The 21,493-nt window shown below is 70.2% G+C and carries 17 protein-coding genes; 12 read left to right on the forward strand and 5 right to left on the reverse strand.

The features are described 5' to 3' along the window. Positions 1-222 precede the first annotated feature (222 nt). The 5 genes from AC0T5L_RS01535 (at position 223) to thiC (ending at position 9,981) form a co-directional block, all read left to right on the forward strand. Positions 223-1,635 (forward strand): glycosyltransferase family 4 protein, encoded by a 1,413-nt coding sequence (locus AC0T5L_RS01535; protein WP_476163503.1) that lies wholly within the window; start codon positions 223-225, stop codon positions 1,633-1,635. Continuing rightward, positions 1,632-6,179 (forward strand): alpha-(1->3)-arabinofuranosyltransferase domain-containing protein, encoded by a 4,548-nt coding sequence (locus AC0T5L_RS01540; RefSeq protein WP_476163504.1) that lies wholly within the window; start codon positions 1,632-1,634, stop codon positions 6,177-6,179. Before AC0T5L_RS01535 ends, AC0T5L_RS01540 begins: the two co-directional genes overlap by 4 nt. Beyond that, positions 6,176-7,228, forward strand: a complete 1,053-nt coding sequence (pgfA, locus tag AC0T5L_RS01545; protein ID WP_476163505.1) for a cell envelope lipid trafficking protein PgfA — start codon at positions 6,176-6,178, stop codon at positions 7,226-7,228. The genes AC0T5L_RS01540 and pgfA overlap by 4 nt, the downstream gene beginning before the upstream one ends. A gap of 10 nt (positions 7,229-7,238) precedes the next feature. Then, a complete protein-coding gene (locus tag AC0T5L_RS01550) occupies positions 7,239-8,090 on the forward strand; it encodes an SOS response-associated peptidase (RefSeq protein ID WP_476163506.1) in 852 nt (283 codons plus the stop codon). A 217-nt stretch (positions 8,091-8,307) separates the two neighbouring features. Then, entirely contained in the window at positions 8,308-9,981 is a 1,674-nt protein-coding gene (thiC, locus tag AC0T5L_RS01555; protein ID WP_476163507.1) for a phosphomethylpyrimidine synthase ThiC, read from the forward strand. Positions 9,982-10,062: 81 nt separating this feature from the next. Here the strand turns inward: thiC and AC0T5L_RS01560 are convergent, their stop codons facing one another. Further along, positions 10,063-10,884 carry a methyltransferase domain-containing protein gene (locus tag AC0T5L_RS01560; protein ID WP_476163508.1) on the reverse strand — a complete coding sequence of 274 codons (822 nt, stop codon included), beginning with the start codon at positions 10,882-10,884 and terminating at the stop codon, positions 10,063-10,065. Between the two features lie 310 nt (positions 10,885-11,194). Here AC0T5L_RS01560 and AC0T5L_RS01565 point away from each other — a divergent pair, with 310 nt between their 5' ends. The 5 genes from AC0T5L_RS01565 to AC0T5L_RS01585 all read left to right on the forward strand — a co-directional run bounded on the left by AC0T5L_RS01565 (position 11,195) and on the right by AC0T5L_RS01585 (position 16,162). After that, on the forward strand, positions 11,195-11,911 hold the full coding sequence (locus AC0T5L_RS01565) for a sigma-70 family RNA polymerase sigma factor (protein WP_476163509.1): 717 nt from the start codon (positions 11,195-11,197) through the stop codon (positions 11,909-11,911). Beyond that, positions 11,908-12,216, forward strand: coding sequence for a mycothiol system anti-sigma-R factor (rsrA, locus tag AC0T5L_RS01570; RefSeq protein ID WP_476163510.1), 309 nt, complete (start codon positions 11,908-11,910; stop codon positions 12,214-12,216). The genes AC0T5L_RS01565 and rsrA overlap by 4 nt, the downstream gene beginning before the upstream one ends. 830 nt (positions 12,217-13,046) lie before the next feature. Next, positions 13,047-14,402 (forward strand): HD-GYP domain-containing protein, encoded by a 1,356-nt coding sequence (locus tag AC0T5L_RS01575; protein ID WP_476163511.1) that lies wholly within the window; start codon positions 13,047-13,049, stop codon positions 14,400-14,402. A 2-nt stretch (positions 14,403-14,404) separates the two neighbouring features. Beyond that, entirely contained in the window at positions 14,405-15,739 is a 1,335-nt protein-coding gene (locus AC0T5L_RS01580; RefSeq protein WP_476163678.1) for an HD-GYP domain-containing protein, read from the forward strand. A 210-nt stretch (positions 15,740-15,949) separates the two neighbouring features. Next, on the forward strand, positions 15,950-16,162 hold the full coding sequence (locus AC0T5L_RS01585) for a biotin/lipoyl-binding carrier protein (RefSeq protein ID WP_476163512.1): 213 nt from the start codon (positions 15,950-15,952) through the stop codon (positions 16,160-16,162). A gap of 40 nt (positions 16,163-16,202) precedes the next feature. Here AC0T5L_RS01585 and AC0T5L_RS01590 read toward each other — a convergent pair whose 3' ends face one another. Continuing rightward, complete coding sequence (locus AC0T5L_RS01590) at positions 16,203-16,943, reverse strand: GntR family transcriptional regulator (protein ID WP_476163513.1); 741 nt, start codon at positions 16,941-16,943, stop codon at positions 16,203-16,205. A gap of 144 nt (positions 16,944-17,087) precedes the next feature. On the opposite strand from AC0T5L_RS01590, the gene AC0T5L_RS01595 reads away from it, so the two are divergent. After that, positions 17,088-18,632 carry a sensor histidine kinase gene (locus tag AC0T5L_RS01595; protein WP_476163514.1) on the forward strand — a complete coding sequence of 515 codons (1,545 nt, stop codon included), beginning with the start codon at positions 17,088-17,090 and terminating at the stop codon, positions 18,630-18,632. A gap of 72 nt (positions 18,633-18,704) precedes the next feature. Here AC0T5L_RS01595 and AC0T5L_RS01600 read toward each other — a convergent pair whose 3' ends face one another. Then, positions 18,705-18,962, reverse strand: a complete 258-nt coding sequence (locus AC0T5L_RS01600; protein WP_073704219.1) for a WhiB family transcriptional regulator — start codon at positions 18,960-18,962, stop codon at positions 18,705-18,707. Positions 18,963-19,264: 302 nt separating this feature from the next. Continuing rightward, on the reverse strand, positions 19,265-20,197 hold the full coding sequence (locus AC0T5L_RS01605; RefSeq protein WP_476163515.1) for a diacylglycerol/lipid kinase family protein: 933 nt from the start codon (positions 20,195-20,197) through the stop codon (positions 19,265-19,267). Between the two features lie 74 nt (positions 20,198-20,271). Between AC0T5L_RS01605 and AC0T5L_RS01610 the strand changes: the two genes are divergently transcribed. After that, a complete protein-coding gene (locus AC0T5L_RS01610; RefSeq protein WP_476163516.1) occupies positions 20,272-20,661 on the forward strand; it encodes a hypothetical protein in 390 nt (129 codons plus the stop codon). Between the two features lie 32 nt (positions 20,662-20,693). Here AC0T5L_RS01610 and AC0T5L_RS01615 read toward each other — a convergent pair whose 3' ends face one another. Beyond that, positions 20,694-21,452, reverse strand: coding sequence for an RNA polymerase sigma factor SigF (locus tag AC0T5L_RS01615; protein ID WP_083922283.1), 759 nt, complete (start codon positions 21,450-21,452; stop codon positions 20,694-20,696). Positions 21,453-21,493 lie beyond the last annotated feature (41 nt).

Genomic DNA, 21,493 nt, shown 5'->3' on the forward strand with positions numbered 1-21,493 from the left:
ACGGAGGTTCGCGGGTGCCCCGCCTCCAGTGGGGTGCCCCACCCCGCGACTCCCGCGGCCTCGGACACCGTCCCCGGGCCGTGCACCACCACTGACGTCCGGTTCACGGGCCTGTTCGCCGCACGCTCCACCCTTCCCTCACGGGGTTGCTGTTCGTGTCGATTTAAATCCGGAGAGTAGCGAAACGCGGGTTCGGGCGGACACCGCGCGGAAGGAGAGCGTGTGGTCTTCCAGAAGGTCCACCGGGTCCACCGGGAGGCGGAGCCCGACCTGTCCGCGGCCACCGCGCCCCCGGCCGCCGCTTCCTCCCAGGTGGCGGGGGCCGACACGGGGCTCCGCTCCGGCCCGGAGGTGCGCACCGATTCCGGACCGCGCCTGGACGGCGTGCGCCTGGTCATGGTCAACTGGCGCGATCCCTGGCAGTCCAGCGCGGGGGGAGCGGAGGAGTACGCCTGGCAGATCAGCCGCCACCTGGCCGAACGCGGCGCCATCGTCACCTTCCTCACCAGCCGTGAACCCCACCAGGCCCGCGTGGAGACCCGGGACGGCGTCGTCATCCGCCGCATGGGCGGCAAGTTCACCGTCTACCCGCGCGTCATGGCGTGGCTGGCCCTGTGGCGTCGCGAGTACCAGCTCGCCTTCGACTGCATGAACGGGATCCCCTTCCTGTCCCGGCTCGTACTGCGCCGCCGTACCAGAGTGGTCAGCGTCGTCCACCACGTCCACGACCTGCAATTCGACGCCTACTTCTCATCGCCGATGGCCTGTCTGGGCCGCTTCATCGAGTCGGCCGTCGCCTCGCGCGTCTACCGCCGCTGCACCACCGTCACCGTCTCGGAGTCCTCCCGCCGGGCCATGCGCGACAAGCTCGGCTGGCGCGCACCCATCGAGATCGTTCACAACGGAGGGCCGCCCGGGACACGAGGACACTTGGACGACGCCTCCGCCCTCAGCCACCCCCGACCGTCGCCTTCGTCGCGGAACACCTTTCCAGCGGTGGTGAGCCTGGGACGCCTGGTGGTGCAGAAGCGCGTGTCCCAGGTGGCCGACCTCGCCCGCCGGCTCCGTGACGACCACCCCGGCCTCAAGGTGCACATCATCGGCCGCGGTCCCGAAGGCGCGCCCCTGGCCGCGCAGATCGAGCGGGACGGTATCGACGACCGCGTCCGCCTGCACGGCTTCCTGCCGGAGGAGGACAAGAACGGTGTCCTGGCCTCCTGCCACCTCCACGTCACCGCCTCGGAGCTCGAGGGCTGGGGCCTGACCGTCATCGAGGCGGCCCGCCTCGGCGTGCCCACCGTGGCCTACGACGTGGACGGGCTCCGCGATTCGGTCCGCGACGGCGAGACCGGGTGGCTGGTGCGCGACGGCGAGGACCTCGCCGACGTGGTGGCCCGCTCCCTCAAGGAGCTCTCCGACCCCCGGCGGGCCGAGGAGGTCCGGCGCGCCTGCCGTGCGTGGGCGTCCCGGTTCACCTGGGAGGCCAGCGGCGCGCGGATGGCCCGACTCGTCGCCCGGGAGCTCAGCCTTCCCGACGGCCCGGCCCCCGACACCCCTGGCCCCCTGTGCGTCCCAGAGGCACCAGGTACCCCCGGCATCCAGGACACGGCAGCAGGCAGGAAAGCGAAAAGTTGACTTCGACGGAATCCACCGCCAGGCGCGAACCGGAGGATTCCCGCACACCCTCCTCCAGGCCCCTCCCGCCCGCGGAGGGCCTGGACGAGCGGCTGCTCACGCGGCTGAAGCTCCTCACCGTGTGCCTGCTCCTGGGCGCGCTGGCGGCCAGCATCGAACCCGGCAGGATCGTCAGCGACACCAAGGTCGACCTGACGGCCGACCCGCTGGGGTTCCTGGAGCGCGCCCTGCACATGTGGGACGCCGCCTACTTCGGCCAGATCCAGAACCAGGCCTACGGGTACTTCTTCCCCAACGGGCCCTTCCACCTGTTGTTCGACCTGCTCGGCATGCCCGACTGGCTCATCCAGCGCCTGTGGATGGCCGTCCTGCTCATCGCCGCGTTCGTCGGCGTGTACAAGGTCGCCGAGGCGCTGGGCATCGGCACCGCCAACACCCGGATCCTGGCCGGGATCGCCTACGCACTCGCCCCGCGGGTACTGACGCTGCTGTCGTACAACTCCGCCGAGTTGCAGCCCATGCTGCTCATGCCGTGGATCCTGCTCCCGCTCGTGCTCGGCGCCAGACGCGGCCTCTCCCCTGCCCGCATGGCCCTGCTCTCGGGGCTGGCCTTCCTGCTGTGCGGCGGTACCAACGCCGCCTCCGAACTGGCCGTGCTGGTCGTGCCCGGCCTGTACCTGCTGACCCGGCGGAACGGTCCCCGCAAGCGGCGGCTCATCGCCTGGTGGGCGGGCGCGCTGGTCCTGGCCTCGTTCTGGTACGTCGCGCCGCTGCTCATCATGTCGCGGTACGTGTTCTCGTTCATGCCCTACACCGAGGACGCGGCCGTCACCACCGGCACCACCTCGCTGCTCAACGCGCTGCGCGGTACCTCCAACTGGATGGGGTTCCTGCCCGGCCAGGGCAACACCGCCCTGCCCTCGGGCGCGGAGCTGTCCACCGAACCCTGGCTGGTCGCGGCGACCGCCCTGGTCGCCGGGCTCGGCCTGGCCGGGCTCGCCAACCGGCGCACCCCCGAACGGCTCTTCCTCGTCGTGAGCCTGCTGACCGGTACCGCGATCATCGTCGCGGGTTTCACCGGCGACCTCACCGGACCCTTCGCCGGGACCATGCGCGAGCTGTTCGACGGCGCCCTGTCCCCGTTCCGCAACGTGCACAAGTTCGACGCGCTCGTGCGCCTTCCCCTGGTCCTGGGGCTGGCCCACCTGCCCGTGGTGGTGGCCCGGGACCGGGCCGACCGGTACGGCACCGCGGTGCCCGCAAGGGTGCGCCGCGCCGTCTCGGGCGGCACCGCCGCCGTCTTCCTGGTCACCTTGGTGCCCGTCAGCACCGTCGGGATCGCTCCCGCGGGTTCCTACACGGAGATCCCCGACTACTGGCACGAGGCCACCGACTGGCTGGAGGAGCGCTCTGACGAGCGCGGTATGACCATGGCCCTGCCCGGGTCGGCGCGTGGCGAGTACGAGTGGGGCCGCCCCATGGACGAGCCCATGCAGCCGTTGCTGGAGGGGGCCTGGACCAACCACCAGATCGTCCCGTGGGGTTCGGCGGGCGTCTCCAGGCTCACCCACGAGATCGACCAGCGCGTCTCCTCCGGGCGCGGTTCGGCCGGGCTCGCCGCCGCCTTCGCCCGTATGGGCGTCACCCACCTCGTCGTGCGCAACGACCTCCAGCGCGTCGGCAACAACGGCGGTTGGCCCGCTCGCGTCCACCAGGCTCTGCTGGACTCGCCGGGGATCACCGCCGCGGCCGAGTTCGGCCCGGTCATCGGCTCTTTGGACCACCAGTCCGCCTCCCAGTGGTTCGACCAGCCCTACCAGGCACTGACGGTCTACGAGGTGGAGGACGCGGCGCCCACCGTCGGCACCGTGCCCGCCGACGAGGTGCTGCGGGTCACCGGCGGCCCCGAGTCCGTACTCCACCTGGCCGAGCAGGGGATGGTCGACGACGACCGCCCGATCCTGCTCGGCGACGATCCCGGCGCCGAGCAGGTCGCCGCCGAGGACACGGTCGTCACCGACACCGCCCGCCGCCGCGAGGTCGTCTACCCCGACGTGCGCCGTAACGTGTCGGCCACCCTCACGGAGGACGAGGAACTCCAACGGGACGTCCCCGCGCCCGACATCATCGATCCGGCGTGGCAGGGGTACGTCGCCCACGCCGAGGACATCGGGATCGCCTCGGTGGACGCCTCCTCGTCCGAGGGCGGGGCGGGAGCGCGGGCCGCGGACCGCGATCCCGGGCACGCCCCGCACGCCGCTCTCGACGACGACCTCACCACCTCCTGGCGGTCCAGTGCCTTCACCGGTGCCCTGGGGGAGTGGATCGAGGTCGAGTTCACAGAGCCGCAGGACCTGGCCGGACTCAGCGTCGCCTTCGAGCAGCTGGCCGACGATCCGCCGCCCTCACGCGTCACCCTCGCCACCGACGGCGGCGAGGTGGAGGTACCCGTCGCCGAGACCGCCGAGCCCCAGGAACTGGTGGCTCCGCCAGGGCTGACCACCACGCTGCGCGTGCGCGTGGACGAGCTGGCCTGGGAACCGGAGTACCGGTTCGGCACCCGGGTGGGCATCGCCTCGATCTCGGTGCCGGGCCTGGAACCGGCCCGCACGCTGCGGGTGCCCGGCCCGGCCGACACCGGGACCCTGTTGTTCACCGGTTCCACCGGAACCGCGCCCGGCTGCATGGAGGGCTCCCACGTTTGGGTGTGCAATCCCAGGCTGCAAGTGCAGGGTGAGGACGCGCGCCGCCTGGACCGCACGTTCGAGCTCTCGGAGGAGTCGGCCGACGCGCCGCACACGGTCTCGGGCGAGGTCGTACTCACCGATCCGAGGGAGGCGGAGAACGCCGCCAACCGCGTCAGCCCCCACCCGCACGTGACCGCTTCCTCCACCGCCGTGCAGCACCCGGCCGCCATGGGCCGCGGCGTGCTGGACGACGACGAGAGCACCGTCTGGTACCCGGATCCGGAGGAGAAGAACCCCTGGCTCGACATCGAGTTGGGCGCGCCCGCCACGATCGGATACCTGGAGGTCGGCTTTCCCCGAGCCGACAGCGTGTTGCGGCCGATCCGGGTCGCCGTCGAGGGCGGCGGCACCGTCCGCGAGGGGTGGCTGGACGGCAGCGGCCGGGTGGACTTCGCCGAACTCACAGCGCGGTCGCTGCGGGTGACCTTCGAGCGCCCCGAGGGCCAGTCCCTGGAGATCGGCACCGTGACCCTGCCCGGGGTGGATCCGGTGGAGCCGCTCCCCGAGGGCGGGGCCTCCACCACCTGCGGACTCGGCCCCACCCTGCGGGTCAACGGCCAGCGGGTGGAGACCCGAATCAGCGAGGGCACCCTGGCCGACCAGCTCACCGGCCGCCCGCTGCGCTACGAGAGCTGTACCGGCCTGGACCTGGCCGAGGGCGGAAACCGGATCGTGGTCGATCCCGGCAACCGCTACGAGGTGCGTTCGGCCCTGGTGGAGACCACCGACCCGGTGGCGGACCGGCCCGGGGTCACCATGGCCGAGGTGGGGACCCCGCACGAGTGGGGCCCGGGAGAGCGCAGCTTCGACGTGGACGTGGACGTGGACAGCCTGCTCGTGGTCAACGAGAACTTCAACGAAGGCTGGGAGGCACGCCTGGAGGGGACGGACGGGCCGCTGGAGCCGCTCCGCCTGGAGGGGTGGAAGCAGGCCTGGGTGCTTCCCGCCGGCGGCGCGGGCACCGTCACCCTCGCCTACACCCCCGACACCGCCTACCAGGGAGCCCTCGCGTGGGGCGCGGGCCTGGCCGCGCTGCTGGTGGTGCTGGCCCTGTGGCCGAGGCGCCTGCTCCCCGGGGGCGGGCCGCCGCGGACCCCGCCGCCGCGCGGCTCGCGTGCGCTGCCCGGGGCCGGACCCGGGCGGCTGGGCCGACGGGCGGTACCGGTGCTCGGCCTCGTCTACGGGGGGTGGGTGGCCGGTGCGGTCGGGGCCTCCCTGGTCGGGCTGGTCCTGCTGTGCATGTGGTGGCTGGGCCGACAGGCCCCCGCCCGGCTGCGGCACGCCAAACCGGGACCGCCGTCCACGGGCGGGCGCATGCTGCCTCGCCTGGCCGGACCGTGGCCGGTGGCGGTGTCGCTCGGGCTGGCCGGGCTGGCCATGGCCACGGGTACCCACATGGCGCTGTACCTGCCCTTCCACGACGTCACCGAGGTGTTCGGGGCGGCACTGCGCGGCTGGGTCCCCCAGCTGCTGTGCCTGCCCGCGCTGGCCCGGCTCGTCCTGGCCCTGGGACAGCGGGGCGAAGGCGAACCCGCTGACGCGGACCCGCCCCAGGCCCGGGCCCGCGCGTCCGCCGCCGCTTCGGCCCCGGATACACACAGGCCGTTGGGGGCCGCCGTTAACGGTGATGCGGCTGGGCGCCAGGCGAGTGCTCAGTCCGACGGTGCCGCCACTCCCGTGGCAGGTGGGGCCAACGGTGCCCTCAACGACGCTGAGAGGTCGGGCTCCGGTGCCGCAGGGCCGCCCCGGGGCGCTGACGACCTGCGGGAAGAGGCTTCCGAGGAGGCCCGGACATGAACGCGCTCAGAACCGGTGGGCCGGTCCGCGGCCAGGTCGGGCCTGAGGCGGGCCCGGTGAGCTCTCCGTCTCCGGGCACCCTCCTGGTGGCCGTGGGCGCGTTCCTGCTCACCCTGGCCGCCCTGTCGCCTCTGTACGTGCACGATCGGGTGGCCCTGCTGCCGGCCGAGGCCGAGTTCGAGGTCCGCATGGTCGACGAGGACGCCTGGTACCTGGACACCTCCACGTGGTCGTGGACGGAGGCCTCCGAACTCACGCGGGTCACCCGGGTGGAGGCCTCGGCGCACGGTGACGACTGGTCGGCGTGGGAGATGTCCGTGGACACCTCCGCCCCCGACCGGATGATCGACCACTGGAGCCGACGGGTCATCGTCGACCGGGCGACCGGCCGGGCGGTCAACTGCTGCGGCGAGCACGTCGACGGCGACCACGCGGTCCGGCAGGCGGGGCTGGTGCTCCTCTGGCCGCCCGGTGCCGAGGAGGAGGACCAGCCGCTCTACGACGCCGAGGTGCGCTCGGCGCCGGCGGTGGAGTTCCGGGGAGAGGAGGAGGCGGCCGGTGTGCCGGTCCGCCGGTACGGCCAGGAGATCGGGGCCACCCAGGTTCCCGGCTCAGCGCGTCCGGTACCCGCGGACCTGTTCCGTCCGGGGGCCTCCGGCATGGTCACCGCCACCCGCTGGATCGCGGTCAGCCGCACTTTCTGGGTCGAGCCGGTCAGCGGGACCGTCGTCGACGCCCGCGAGACCCGGTCAGAGGTCCTGCGCCCGCAGAACGGTTCCGGAGAGACGCCGCTGCTGTACGCGGAGCTGGCTATGGCGGACCAGCAGGTCTCAGCCTACGCGGAGCAGGCCCGCGTCCGCTCGGTGCTGCTGCGCTCCCTGGGTTCCTGGGCACCGTGGACCCTGGTTCCGATGGGCGCCCTGGCCGTGCTGGCGGGCCTGATCCGGGCCTGGCGGGCCCGGGACGCGGACGGAGCCGAGGAGGCAGGTGCGGAGGAACGCCCGCGGGACACGGGTGTTCCGGAGGAGGGCGGGCCGGTCACGCCGTAGGATCAAACACATGTGCGGTCGTTATGCCCAGTCCCGGAACGTACACCAGCTGCAACTCGCCTTCGGCCTGCCGGAGCAGGCCACGCCCGAGGAGGTCGATCCCCGGGCGTGGCCCCCGCTGGAGGAACTGGCCCCTGACTACAACATCTCGCCCGGCAGGTCCGTGTACGCGGTGCTCGGCCCGCCGCCTCGGGCCGAGCACCGGGGGCCGTCCGGGCCGCGGTCCCTGCACACCATGCGCTGGGGCCTGATCCCCTCCTGGGCCAAGGACCGCAACATCGGCTACCGGATGATCAACGCGCGCGGCGAGACCGTCGCCGACAAGCCCGCCTTCCGCACGGCCTTCCGCCGCCGCCGCTGCCTGCTCCCCGCCGACGCCTACTACGAGTGGCAGCTGGTCGGCAGGGACGGGGCGGTCCAGGCGAGCACCTCGCCCGTCACCGACCCCCACCACAAGAAGCGCAAGTCCAAGGCGGACAAGAAGCCCTACTCGGTCCACTACGGCGATGATCGGCCGCTGGCACTGGCGGGGATCTTCGAGCGGTGGCGCGATCCGGAGGTGGCCGAGGACGACCCCGCCGCGTGGGTGTGGAGCTGCGCCGTCGTCACCACCGAGGCCGCGCCCGAGCTCGCCCACATCCACGAGCGCATGCCCGTGATCATGCCCTCCGAGGACTGGGCGGCCTGGCTGGACCCGGCGACCGGGGCCGACGACCTGGCGCACCTGCTGGAGGACACCCCGGCCGACCGGTTCGCGGTCGACGAGGTCTCCACCGACGTCAACAGCATCAAGAACAACCGCCCCGACCTGCTCGAACCCGTCCCCGCCGTCGGGGGTAGCGAACCGGAGACACTTTTCTGACCCCGGGGACGGTGGACAGGCCCGGGCCGGAACTGGATATGGTGTCCAAGGCCACAGGGGCCGGCCTACCGGTCCCGGCGGCCCGGGCACGTTCCACGTGCCGGCACATCTGCATACGCAACGCGGGAGCTCGCACCATGGCGGGCTGAGAGGGCGGCTCAACGGTGTCGCCGACCGCAGAACCTGTTCGGGTAATTCCGACGTAGGGAGGCATGCCATGACGGCTCTCGACAGCCGCGACGCTGGTTCCACCGAGGAGCACCGGGTGACCACCGGTCCCATCATGGGATCGACCAAGGTCTACCGGGAGATCGACACCCCCGAGGGACACGTTCTCCGCGTCCCACAGCGCCGGGTGGAACTCAGCAACGGCAGCCATTTCGACCTGTACGACACCTCCGGCCCGTACACCGACGACACCGTCCGAATCGACGTCCACCAGGGTCTCGGCCAGACTCGGCGGGAATGGATCGACGAGCGCACCCCGGTCGGCGGCGCGGTCACCCAGCTGGCCCACGCCAAAGCCGGAACCCTCACCCCCGAGATGCGTTTCGTGGCCGACCGCGAGGGCGTGGACCCCGAGTTCGTCCGCCGGGAGATGGCCATCGGCAGGGCGGTCATCCCCGTCAACCGGTGCCACCCCGAGTCCGAACCGATGATCATCGGCAAGAACTTCCTGGTCAAGATCAACGCCAACATCGGCAACTCCGCGGTCACCTCCTCCGTCCCCGAGGAGGTGGAGAAGATGGTGTGGGCCACCCGCTGGGGCGCCGACACCGTCATGGACCTGTCCACCGGCAAGCGCATCCACGAGACCCGAGAGCGCATCCTGCGCAACTCGCCCGTCCCGATCGGCACCGTGCCCATCTACCAGGCTCTGGAGAAGGTCGACGGCGACCCGGCCGAGCTGACCTGGGAGATCTACCGGGACACCGTCATCGAGCAGTGCGAGCAGGGCGTGGACTACATGACCATCCACGCGGGTGTGCTGCTGCGCTACGTTCCGCTCACCGCCCGACGGGTCACCGGCATCGTCTCGCGCGGCGGCTCCATCATGGCGGCCTGGTGCCTGGCCCACCACAAGGAGAGCTTCCTGTACACCCACTACGAGGAGCTGTGCGAGATCCTCCGGGAGTACGACGTCACCTTCTCCCTCGGCGACGGGCTGCGCCCCGGGTCGATCGCCGACGCCAACGACGAGGCCCAGTTCGCCGAACTGCGTACTCTCGGCGAGCTCACCCACATCGCCCGCGCGCACGACGTGCAGGTGATGATCGAGGGGCCCGGGCACGTGCCGATGCACAAGGTCGCGGAGAACGTGCGCCTGGAGGAGGAGCTGTGCGGGGAGGCCCCGTTCTACACGCTCGGCCCCCTGGCCACCGACGTCGCGCCCGGCTACGACCACATCACCTCGGCGATCGGGGCCGCCCAGATCGGCTGGCACGGTACGGCGATGCTGTGCTACGTCACCCCCAAGGAGCACCTGGGGCTGCCCAACCGGAACGACGTCAAGACCGGTGTGATCACCTACAAGCTCGCCGCGCACGCCGCGGACCTGGCCAAGGGCCACCCCAAGGCGCAGGAGTGGGACGACGAGCTGTCCAAGGCACGCTTCGACTTCCGCTGGCAGGACCAGTTCCACCTGGCGCTGGACCCGGAGACCGCGCAGGCCTTCCACGATGAGACCCTGCCCGCCGAGCCGGCCAAGACCGCGCACTTCTGCTCCATGTGCGGGCCGAAGTTCTGCTCCATGAGGATCACCCGGGACGTGCGCAGGTACGCCGAGGAGAACGGCCTGGAGACGGTCGCCGCCATCGAGAAGGGCATGGCCGACAAGTCCGCGGAGTTCGCCGAGCACGGCAAGCGCGTCTACCTGCCCCTCGCGGAGTAGCCCCGGTGTGCCCGGGATCCGCCGCCGGCCCCGGGCACACCCGTTCACCTCACCGGTGCGGCGGAGCCCCGAGAGGGGCCTCTAGAGGGGCTTCCTCGCGCTCGCCACCAGGTGCACCCCCACATAGTCGTCGGACTCCGTGGCGCGCAGTTCCATCTCCACCAGGCGTCCCATCGACCTCGGATCGCGCTCCAGCATCATCTCCACCGTGGACGCGGACAGCACCGTGCGCGGCTTGACCCACTCCAGTTCCAGGCCGGCGTCGGTGAGCGTGTCGGTGAGCTGCTCGGACGTGAAGCACCGCGTGATGGAACCGTCCGGCCAGGGCACCAGGAGCACGTCCGCGGTGGGCGCGTGGCTCAGCTCGGGCCAGCAGTCCTGCTCGGCCAGCAGCGCCATCCCCAGCACCACCGAGTCCACGCACAGCAGCGCTCTGCCTCCGGGGCGCAGCACCCGGGCGACCTCGGCCAGCGCCGCTTCGGTGGCCAGATGCCGGGACAGTACGCGGTTGTCGGCGATGACCCCGTCGAAGACCTCCGAGGCGAAGTTGCGCAGGAACGCGGAGTCGCCCACCACGTGGCGCAGCCGACCGCGCCGTGCCGGAGACGGCACCATCGCGCGGCTGTTCACCAGGGTCAGCGGGCGGCGTACCGCCACGTCCTCGGAGGGCAGCAGTGTGACCACATCGTGCCCGGCGGCCACCGCGCGAGGGGTGCCCTGGTAGTCGGGGCTGGACAGGTCGAGCAGGCGGGAGGGGGAGTCCGGGAGCCACCGGCCGATCTGCGCCTCGGCGACCGCCCAGTAGAACCGCCAGTAGTCCGACAGCCGGTCGGGGGTGGCGAACTGGGCCGCCGTCGACCGGGGGCGATCGGAGGCCGGAGTTGAGGACGGTCGCACGTGCACTCCTCTCCCATCCTTCGAGTGGTCCTACCCGCACTCTGCCATGCCTCACCTCCGATGACAGAGCCAAACGACAAAGTTTCGGACGGAGAGGACCTTCGTCCCCGCTTGGCGCGGAATCAGCCCGTGGAGAACATTGTTATCCCCGACACCGCGCCCTGAAGGCGGACATCGGGCGTGTGACACGCGAGTATCCGGGGAGGATCGCCAGACCATGCCGACTGCCGGGACGTGCCTTGCGCGCGAGGAAGCAGTGCCGGCGCCACACGGCGCCGATGCGCAGGACCGTGCCATGGGACCGTATCGTTGGGGTATGGATGCCCCAGCTGGGACCAGCGCGAGGAGGCCGACGGGCTTGGAACAGGGCCAAGAGCAGGAGACAGCCGAGGACCGGGACGAGCGCTTCGAGAGGGACGTGCTTCCCTACCTCGACCAGCTCTACTCCGCGGCGCTGCGGATGACCCGTAACCCCGCGGACGCGGAGGACCTCGTCCAAGAGACTTTCGCCAAGGCGTTTGGTTCGTTCCATCAGTTCAAGCAGGGAACGAACCTCAAGGCGTGGCTCTACCGCATCCTCACCAACACCTTCATCAACTCCTATCGCAAGAAGCAGCGCGAGCCGAAGCAGGCGGGAAGCGAGGACGTCGAGGACTGGCAGCTGGCCCAGGCCGCGTCGCACACCGCGGCGGGCCTGAAGTCGGCCGAGGCCGAGGCGCTCGAACACCTCCCCGACACCGACGTCAAACGGGCGCTCCAGGAGCTGCCCGAGGACTTTCGGATCGCTGTGTACCTCGCCGATGTCGAGGGCTTCGCCTACAAGGAGGTCGCCGAGATCATGGCGACGCCCATCGGGACGGTCATGTCCCGGCTGCACAGGGGGCGCCGCCAGCTCCGGTCCCTCCTTGAGGAGTACGCGATGGAGCGGGGGTTCCTGCCGGCGAGGGCGGCGGCTGATACCGCCAAGGTCGCCTCGGGGACGTCCGCGCGTGGGCGGGGACAGGACGGCTCGGATCGAGGAGATCGGCAATGAGCGGTGGCCACGACAAACACAGCGGTACCCCGTGTAGCGAGGTGCTCGACAAGCTCTACACCTATATCGACGGTGAGCTCGAAGAGCCCAACTGCGAGCAGATTCGGGAGCACTTGGACGAGTGCGGCCCCTGCTTGGAGGAACACGGGCTCGAAGAGGCGGTGAAGAAGCTCGTGGCCAAACACTGCGGCTGCGATCCGGTGCCGATGGACCTGAGGGACAAGGTGCTCGGGCGCCTGGCACAGGCACGGACGGAGCAGTTGGCCCGTGAGGCCCGGACGGAGTCCCCCGGCACACGCGCCTGAGGGTACTTCCGCAGGGTCCTCTGAAACTCGGCACGCACGGTGGCGGGAGCTGGAATTCCAGCTTCCGCCACTTTTTATGTCGGTTGCATCTTCATCCGGTATTGGTGGCCTATGAGGCGATGTGTGAGTTTTGTGCACTTTTGTGGGAGTGTCATATCGGAACCCCCATGCCTGTCTGGGTTTTGGTCACACGCCTTCTGAGGTGCCTTGCTGAGGCGCTCTTCGACACGCCCGGCACGCCCGGGGGTGTTCTCGGTCGTGACCGACTCGGAATGATTTTTCCTGCGGGTTCCGGGGCGTGTTTCCCTTAGTTACTATCTGTAGTCATGCCTGGTGGTTCCGGCTGGAAGAGGGGTGTGCGACCAGTGTCGCCGTGGAGATTTGGCGGCTGATGTCCGATGTTCGCCGGTTACGCGCCGTAATCATGTGGCATCACTAATTGAATTCGTAGTTCCATATTCCGGAACTTGGTGTCGGTTGGAAGGGTCTGCGTTGGGGTAGTTCGGGTTGGGGGTAATCGGGGCGCTGCTGTTGGCCGTTAAACTGGACGCCATATCCAACGAATGGGGTAATTTGCGCGGCGTGCCCAGGGAAATGGTGGTGCGTCTGCGTTCGGGAGAGGGGACAACCATGTTCGTCGGCATGCTCTACGTCGCGATGGCAACTGTTTGGGTGGTATCCGCCTTCACCGGATGGTCCTGGTGGTAGAACAGAACCGGTGAAACTATGACAGTCCGGTTGTTGTCGGCGGGGGGTGAACGGGGGTGCGGGCTCTTCCTGGGGGCGCGCGTGTCTACGTCGGAATCATCGTTGTCAGTGCTGTCACCATCATGCTCATCGGTCCCTACGAGGGCATCGATCTGCGTACGCTGGCTCTGATCGCGATCCTCTTCGTGGTCGCGGAGTCGATCAGCACGGTCGTCCTCACGGGCGTCAAAGCGGGAATCTCACCGAGTTCGGCGGTGTCCCTGGCCGCGGTCGTCCTGGTCGGACCGGTCGGTGCGGCGGTGGTCGGTTTCGCCTCCTGCCTTGCCATGCGCAAGCAGAACCTCGTCAAGAGGGCCTTCAACGGAGCACAGTTCGCACTGGCGGCCTACGCGGCCGGACACGTCTACCTCCTGCTCGGCGGAACGGTGGGGGAGCCGGGCCGGGAGGATTTTCCGGCCCTCGTGCTTCCCTACGTCGCCGCGGTCCTGGCGCACTCCCTGGTCAACTCGGTGCTCGTCGCCGTCCTGATGTGGACGCTGGGCGCCGTGCGACCCGGAACTTCCGGGGGCAGGTTCCACTGGCGGCCCCTGATGGCCGTGGAACTGTCCTCTATGGGCTACCAGATGCTCGGGCTGGCCATCGCCGCGGTCTGGGGCGGGATCGGCCTCGTCGCACCGCTGTTGGTGCTGCTGCCGCTGTTCATCGCCCGCTGGACCTTCGCCCAGCAGCTGGACGAGACCCGCGCGCACGAGGCCACCCTCGCCACGCTCTGCCAGGCGGTCGAGACCAAGGACTACTACACCCGGGGCCACTGCATGCGCGTCGCGGAGGGCGCCGCCATGATCGCCCGGGAACTGGGTATGCCCGCCGAGAGGGTGCAGAAGATCCGGTACGCCGGGATGCTGCACGACATCGGCAAACTCGGAGTACCCACCAAGGTGTTGCAGAAGACCGGAAGGCTCACCGACGACGAGTACGCGGCCATCAAACTGCATCCCACACGGGGCTACGAGATCGTACGGGAGATCAGTTTCCTGGACGAGGCCCTGGCCGGTATCCGGCACCACCACGAGCGGCTGGACGGGCGCGGATACCCCATGGGGCTGGTCGGGATGGAGATCCCCGAGTCCGCGCGCGTCATCAGCGTCGCCGACGTCTTCGACTGCCTGACGTCCACGCGGTCCTACCGCAAGGCGTGGTCGGCGGAGGAGGCCATCGTCGAACTGCGGGCCTGCGCCGGGACCCAGTTCGACCCCAGAATGGTCGAGGCGCTCGTACGCGCCGTGGAACGCGAGGGTTGGGAGACGCCGGACATCGCCGAGCCCCCGGGCGGCTGCTACGGGTCGGAGGCCGCCGACGAGTCCGCCGCCAAGGCCGCTCAGACGGCCGAGGGGGTCCCCGCCGTGTCGGACACGGCCGCGGAGGGCTCCGAGGAGTCCGTGGCCTCCGCCGAGGCAGTGTCGGGCGGGCGTGACTGATGATGACGCAGAGACAGTCGGAGGGGGACTGGTCGTCCGGACCCGTGCTGGGCGGCCCGGAGGGCGGAGCCCTGAGCCACCAGCGTCCGCGGGGGCCCGTCTGGCGCACCTCCCGCCCGGTGAACGCCGTGCTGGTCGCCGCGGTGGGGGCCGGCGCCCTGACCGCCTTGGCCTGGACCGCCGCGACCGGGTTCGTGGAACCGTATGTGGCATTGGTGTTCTGCCTGGTCATCGCGGTCGGCGAGCTGGCCAGGATCACCCTGCCGGGCCACCGGGAGGCCGCGCCCATCGCCTCGGCCGGCGCGATCAGCTACGCGTTCCTGCTGACGTTGGGTTCCGGCTCCCTGCACCACTCGGCCTGGCAGGTGGTGGCGGTGGTCGCCTTGGGCGTGGCGCTGGGCGAACTGCCCCACATCGCGGTGGGACGCGGTCCGCGGGTGGAGGACGTGGCCCGCCGGGTGCTCGTCGCGGCGCTGCTCGCGGTCGCCTTCCGCCCTCTGGCCGAACAGCTCGGCCTGTCGGGCCCGTCGGTGGCGGCGACACTGCTGATGGCGGCACTGGTCATGCTCGCCTGGTTGGTGGACGCCCTGGTGGCGGCGGTGCTGCGGGCGGAGCGCCTGCGCACCCGCCTGGGGGTCGCGGTCCGGGACGAGTTGCGCGCCCAGCTCGCCATGGGCGCGGCGATCGGTTCCAGCGGTATGCTCATCGCGCTGGCCTGCACGGTGACCGGGCTGGCGGGCCTGCTGGTGTTCACCGCCCCGCTGCTGGTCTCGCAGGCGGCCTTCCGCCGTTACGCGGAGGTGCGGCGAACCTACCTGGAGACGGTGCGGGCGCTGTCGCGTGTCACCGAGGTGGGCGGATACGTGGAGAACGGGCACTCCCGGCGCGTCAGCCACCTGTCGCACGGGATCGCCTGTGAGCTGGGCCTGGCCGAGGCGGAGCTGCTGGAGCTGGAGTACGCCGCCCTGATGCACGACATCGGCCAGCTGTCCCTGCGCGAGCCCATCGCGGGCGGCGCCACCGTGCTCGCCTCGCCGCGGGAGCAGCGCCGGATAGCGGAGCTCGGCTCGGCGATCATCCGCGAGACCGGTGTACTGGACAACGTGGCCGAGATGGTTCGCCGCCAGTGCGAGTCGATCACCGGAGACGGGGACGAGGGCGTACCGCCGCTGGGCAGCCGGATCATCAAGGTGGCCAACGCCTTCGACGACCTGGTCGGTGAGAACGGGGACGAGGAGCGCCGGTCCGCCGTCCTGGAGCGCCTGCGAATGGACACTGACAGCGAGTACGACCCCCGCGTGGTGGATGCCCTGGCGTCGGTGCTCTCCCGCCTCTGAGGCCCCCTCGCACCGGGTCCGACGCCCGGGGCCCGTCGGCCGTCCGGGCCCCGCCTCCGCCGTCGCGGGGCCGTCCGGTCGCGTGCCGCGGTGGCCCGGACCTGGTGAGATTACCCCCGGGTACTGCCTTAGTATCGGCTCGTCAGCCCCGGAAGATACCCATAGGTGGACAAACCGGGCAGTTATTCGGTTTTGGAAGGGGCACACCCCATGGCGCAGATCCACGCCGAGATGGTCGCCAGCATCTTCGAGGTCCCGGTCGCCGAGGGCGACCGGGTCGAGGCGGGGGACACCCTGCTGCTGCTGGAGTCCATGAAGATGGAGATCCCGGTCCTGACCGAGGAGGCCGGAACCGTGTCCCGCCTCGCCGTCGCCCAGGGCGACGTCGTGCAGGAGGGCGACCTCCTGGCCGTCGTCGAGTAGCGGCGGTGGTCCGCGGCGGCCGGGAGGCGGGCTCCGCCCGTCAGTCCATGGGGGGACGCAGGCGTGTGACGAACTTGTAGCGGTCGCCCCGGTACAGCGAGCGCACCCACTCCACCGGGTGCCCGTCGCCGTCGAAACTGTGCTGGCAGTGCAGTACCAGTGGCAGGCCCACGTCCACGCCCAGCAGGCGCGCCTCGTTGGGGGTCGCCAGGACGGTCTCGATCGAGGCCTCCGCCTCAGCCAGGGAGACGTCGTAGGCGCTCGCCAGAGCCTCGTAGAGGGATGCGTAGCGGTCCAGCTGCCGGCGCAGCCCCGGGAAGCGCCGCGCGGCCAGGTGGGCGGTCTCCACGGCCATCGGCTCACCGTTGGCCAGCCGCAGCCGCTCGATGCGCAGCACGCGCCCGCCCGACCGGATGGCCAGGAGCTCGGCGAGCTGGTCGTCGGCGTTGATGTAGCTCACGTCCAGGATCCGCGTGGCGGGGTGCAGACCGTGCGCGCGCATCTCCTGGGTGTAGCTGGTGAGCTGGAGGATCTGGGCCACCTTCGGCTTGGCCACGAAGGTGCCCTTGCCCTGGATGCGCAGCAGGCGCCCCTCGACCACCATCTCGGTGAGCGCCTGGCGCACCGTGGTCCGCGAAGTGCCGAACTGCGTCGCCAGGGCCCGCTCCGGAGGGACCGGGTTGCCCGCGGGCATCGCCTCGATCAGCTCCAGGAGCTGCTTTTTCACCTGGTAGTACTTCGGCACCCGCGGGTTGCCGTCCAGTGTGCGCTGACCAGTCATCAGTCTCCTCCGCCGAGTCCCGCGCTTGCCACACACCCCTCCGGTGTGGTCGCGGCGCGGCGGGTTCACGACCGCCGATTGGTGTGGACCACTGGTCGAGTGCGTATCCCTTGAGTATGCACTCCTTCATGGGATGATTTGTGAGTGCCTCACCTCAGTGATCTCATCAGGCGTCACACGTCACTCAAGCAAGCCGACCTCGCGTGGATCCACTCGCTGGTCTCGGATTGGCAGCTCCTGGCCGACCTGTCCTTCGCCGATCTCGTGCTGTGGGTGCGCCTGCGCGCCGACGACGGCTGGGTGGCGGTCGCCCAGATGCGGCCCACCACCGGCCCGACCGCCTTCCAGGACGACCTGGTCGAGGCCGTCCTGCGCGACGACATGACCGATGTCACGTCCCGTTCCTCGCCGCGCGTGGTCGGTCGTAGAGCCCTCATCGACCGTGCTTGGGAGGAGGGCCGTATCTGTCGCGACGGCGACCCGGACTGGTCGGGCGGAGTCCCCGTACGGGAGGAGACCATTCCGGTGCGCCGCCAGGGCAGGCTCATCGGGGTCATCCAGCGCAGCACCAACCTCAGTTCGGCGCGCACGCCCAGCCGCCTGGAGCTCACCTACCTCCAGAGCGCGGGCGACCTGGCACAGATGATCGCCGAGGGCGAGTTCCCGTTCAGCGACCAGGGGCCGTTGATGGTGCGCTCGCCCAGGGTCGGCGACGGACTGCTGCGCCTGGACCAGAACGGCGAGGTGGTCTACGCCAGCCCCAACGCGCTGTCCGCCTACCGCAGGCTCGGACTGGCCGCCGACCTCGTGGGCGCCCGTCTGGACCGCACCACGCTGGAACTGTCGGCTCCGGGGGAGGCGCGCGACGAGGCGCTGACCTACACGGCGAGCGGCCGTGCGCCGCAGGAGGCGGAGGTGGACGCGAGCGGGGTCACCGTGCAGCTGCGCGCCATACCGCTGGTCATAGACGGGGTACGGATCGGCGCCCTGGTGATGGTGCGCGACGTCACCGAGCTGCGCCGACGCGAACGCGAGCTGATGACCAAGGACGCGACCATCCGGGAGATCCACCACCGGGTGAAGAACAACTTGCAGACGGTGGCGGCGCTGCTGCGCCTACAGTCGCGGCGCCTGGACGTACCGGAGGCGCGGGCCGCGCTGGACGAGGCGGTGGGCCGTGTCGGGTCCATCGCGATCGTGCACGAGATGCTCTCGCACACCCCCGACGAGGTGGTGGACTTCGACGACATCGCCGACCGGGTGATGCAGATGGCGGCCGAGGTGTCCTCGACCGGCAGCGCGGTGGTGCCGCGCCGGACCGGTGGGTTCGGCCTGTTGAACGCACTGGTGGCCACGCCGCTGTCGATGGTCCTGGCCGAGCTGGTGCAGAACGCGGTGGAGCACGGGCTGGGGCAGGGGCCGGGCCGGATAGAGGTGCGGGTGCGCAGGTTCGACGCCGGGCCGGGCCGCCGGGGGTCGAGCAGCCTGGAACTGGCGGTCTCCGACGACGGCGGGGGCCTGCCCGAGGACTTCGACCTGGAGGGGACCACGAGCCTGGGCCTGCAGATCGTGCGGACCCTCATCGTGGGCGAGTTGGGGGGGACTCTGGCGATCAAGCCCAAGGAGAGCGGCGGGACCGAGGTGGCGATCACCCTGCCGCTGGAGCATGAGGAGGGAGAGGTCCCCTGAGGGGCGGGCTCTGCCGGAGCCAGCCCCCTCAGCGGGAGTCGATCGCCCCGGAGCCGCTTCCTCCGGGGCGTGTCAGCTGCGGACCATGGTGCGGTACGCGCTGCCGCGGCGCTTCTTGAGCATGCGGCGCTCGTCCTCGCTGGTGCCGCCCCAGACGCCGCCGTCCTGGCCGCTTTCCAGGGCCCACTTCAGACAGGCGGAGCTGACCGGGCAGCGCTGACAGACCGCCTTCGCCTCCTCGATCTGGATCAGGGCGGGCCCGAAGTTTCCGATGGGGAAGAAGAGTTCGGGGTCTTCGTCACGGCAGGCTGCGTCATGGCGCCAGTCCATGCGGTCCACTCCTCACGGTGAGGCGATCGGGGGCTTGTGAAGCTTTTCACGATCGTGCGCGTGTCAGGATTGTGCGGAGGGCGCCCGATGGATGGGTCCCATCGGAGTGCGTACAGGCCGGGGTGGTCCAGGTTTCATCCCACGGCCATGTGGGAAGCGCCCAAATTTACTCGCCCGTAACTCGCGGCGATATCTTGAGCGTGACAGGATCGAACGACCCATGCAAGAGCTCACGGGGCCAAAGGTCCTGTTCCACGTGTCGGGTGCGTCACAGTGCCTGTGAATGGCCTCTTTCGGCGTAATTAACAGATGATTCGTAATGCCTTTGGTACAGAGTGGAAGTTGACCTGTTCGCGGTCTCCCAGGTATTCACCGTCGATTTGGAACGCCCTGGGGTGGGATGACGTGATCTGGAGGGACTCCTGGTCATGCCAGGTCACGTAGCCGTCCCCGCGGGCCGGGAGACCTTTGGGGAAGAACATTTGGGAAAGGATCCAACCGGTGAGCGCGGGCGAGGAGTGGGTCAGCGCGAAAGCGTCCAGACCCAGTTCGAAACGCGAGGACGGGGTCGGCTGAAGCGGCAGTGTCCCCGCGTACGTCCAAGGCGTGGTGTTGGTGACGAGCGCGAAATACGCCCCCACAAGAGACCTTCCGCGGGTGACCACGCTTAGTGACGGATCGCGGATATCACCCTGGAAGAACAGCTTTACCGCCACTTCCGCGTACAGCGCCGGAGTGGCCCTGCGTCCGTTCGCGCGCTCGTTCTCCACTTGTTGGACCACGTCGGCGTCCCAGCCGAAACCAGCACAGAAAGTGAAGTACCGGTCGTCCTGGTCGCTGGTGATCCGGCCGAGGTTGACCTCGTGTTCACGGCCCTCCCGGATCGCCTCCAGGACCACGCCGGTGGCCTCCACCGGGTCGCCGGGCAAGCCGAGGGAGCGGATGAAGACGTTGGCGCTGCCGCCGGGGATCACCGCGTAACGTGGGCGCTTGAGTTCGTCCGGGGCGGTCAGGAGTCCGTTGACGACCTCGTTGACGGTGCCGTCGCCACCGAGGCTCAGCACCAGTTCGTAGCCGTTCTCGGCCGCTTCGCGGGCGAGGATGCCCGCGTGGTCGCGGTACTCGGTCGGGGCGACGGTGACGTCCAGCTCCGATGCCAGGGCGCCGAGGATCACCTCACGCGTGCGTGACGTGGTCGTGGTGGCCTGGGGGTTCACGATGAAAAGGGCGCGCACCAGGCCAGTCTAGGCGTTCCGCTCTGCTCCGGAGCCGAGTGGGAGACCGCGGGAGGCACGTATAGGCTCGTCGGGTGTCCTCTCGTCCCGTCACCATCGTCGTCGCCGCCGCACTGGAGGCCCTGATCGGGCTGGCCGCGGCGGCCGGCGGCCTCTACAGCTTCTTCAACGCCGTCACCGGCCAGGCCTCCGACCCCACCAGCGCGATCCCCCTGACCGCACTCGGGCTGGGCGCGGGCGCGCTGCTGTTGTTCGTCGCGCGCGGGCTCTGGCGGCTGAGGGACTGGGCGCGAACGCCGGTGTTCCTCACCCAGCTCTTCCTCGCCGCGGTCGCCTACTACATGTTCACCAGCGGGCAGTACGTGTACGGCGCGGTGCTCCTGGGCGTGGCCGTGTGCGCCGCGGCGGCGGTCCTCTCACCACCGACGACCGCGGTGCTCTTTCCCGGGGAACGGGACAAGTAGCTCCGCGGCCGTCAGCGGTGGCCGTTGGCCGGTCAGTCGTCGGTGGTCAGCGCCTGGCGCAGCTGCGCCAGGGTGCGGGCCAGCAGACGGGATACGTGCATCTGGGATATCCCCAGCTCCTGGGCGATCTGCGACTGTGTCATGTTGCCGAAGAAGCGCAGCAGCAGGATGCGCTTCTCTCTCGGCGGGAGCTGTTCCAGAAGCGGTTTGAGCGACTCCCGGTACTCCACGCCCTCCAGGGACTCGTCCACGATGCCCAGGGAGTCGGCCACCGCGGGGGCGTCCTCGTCCCCGCTGTCGGGCGCGTCCAGTGACACCGTCGAGTAGGCGTTGGCGGACTCCAAGCCCTCCAGCACCTCCTCCTCGGACATCTGTAGGTGCGCTGCGAGCTCGGCGACGGTCGGGGAGCGCCCCTCCCGCTGCGACAGGTCGCTGACCGCCTTGGTGAGCGAGAGCTTCAGCTCCTGTAGGCGACGGGGAACCCGGACCGCCCAGCCCTTGTCGCGGAAGTGCCGCTTGATCTCACCGACGATCGTCGGGGTGGCGTAGGTGGAGAACTCCACTCCGCGGTCCAGGTCGAACCGGTCAATGGACTTGATCAGCCCGATCGTGGCCACCTGGGTGAGATCGTCCAGCCACTCGCCGCGGTTGCGGAACCGGCGGGCAAGGTACTCCACCAAGGGCAGGTGGAGCTCCACCAGCTCGTCGCGGATCCGCCGACGCTCCTCGGAGTCCGCTTCGAGTTCGCCCAGGCGCTCGAACAACTCTCTGGCGCGGGCACGGTCGGGCACCGCGTGCTCGGTCTTCGCTGTCAGAGCGGGCCCCCTCTCGC

Source organism: Nocardiopsis sp. TRM 82005 (genome assembly GCF_056312425.1).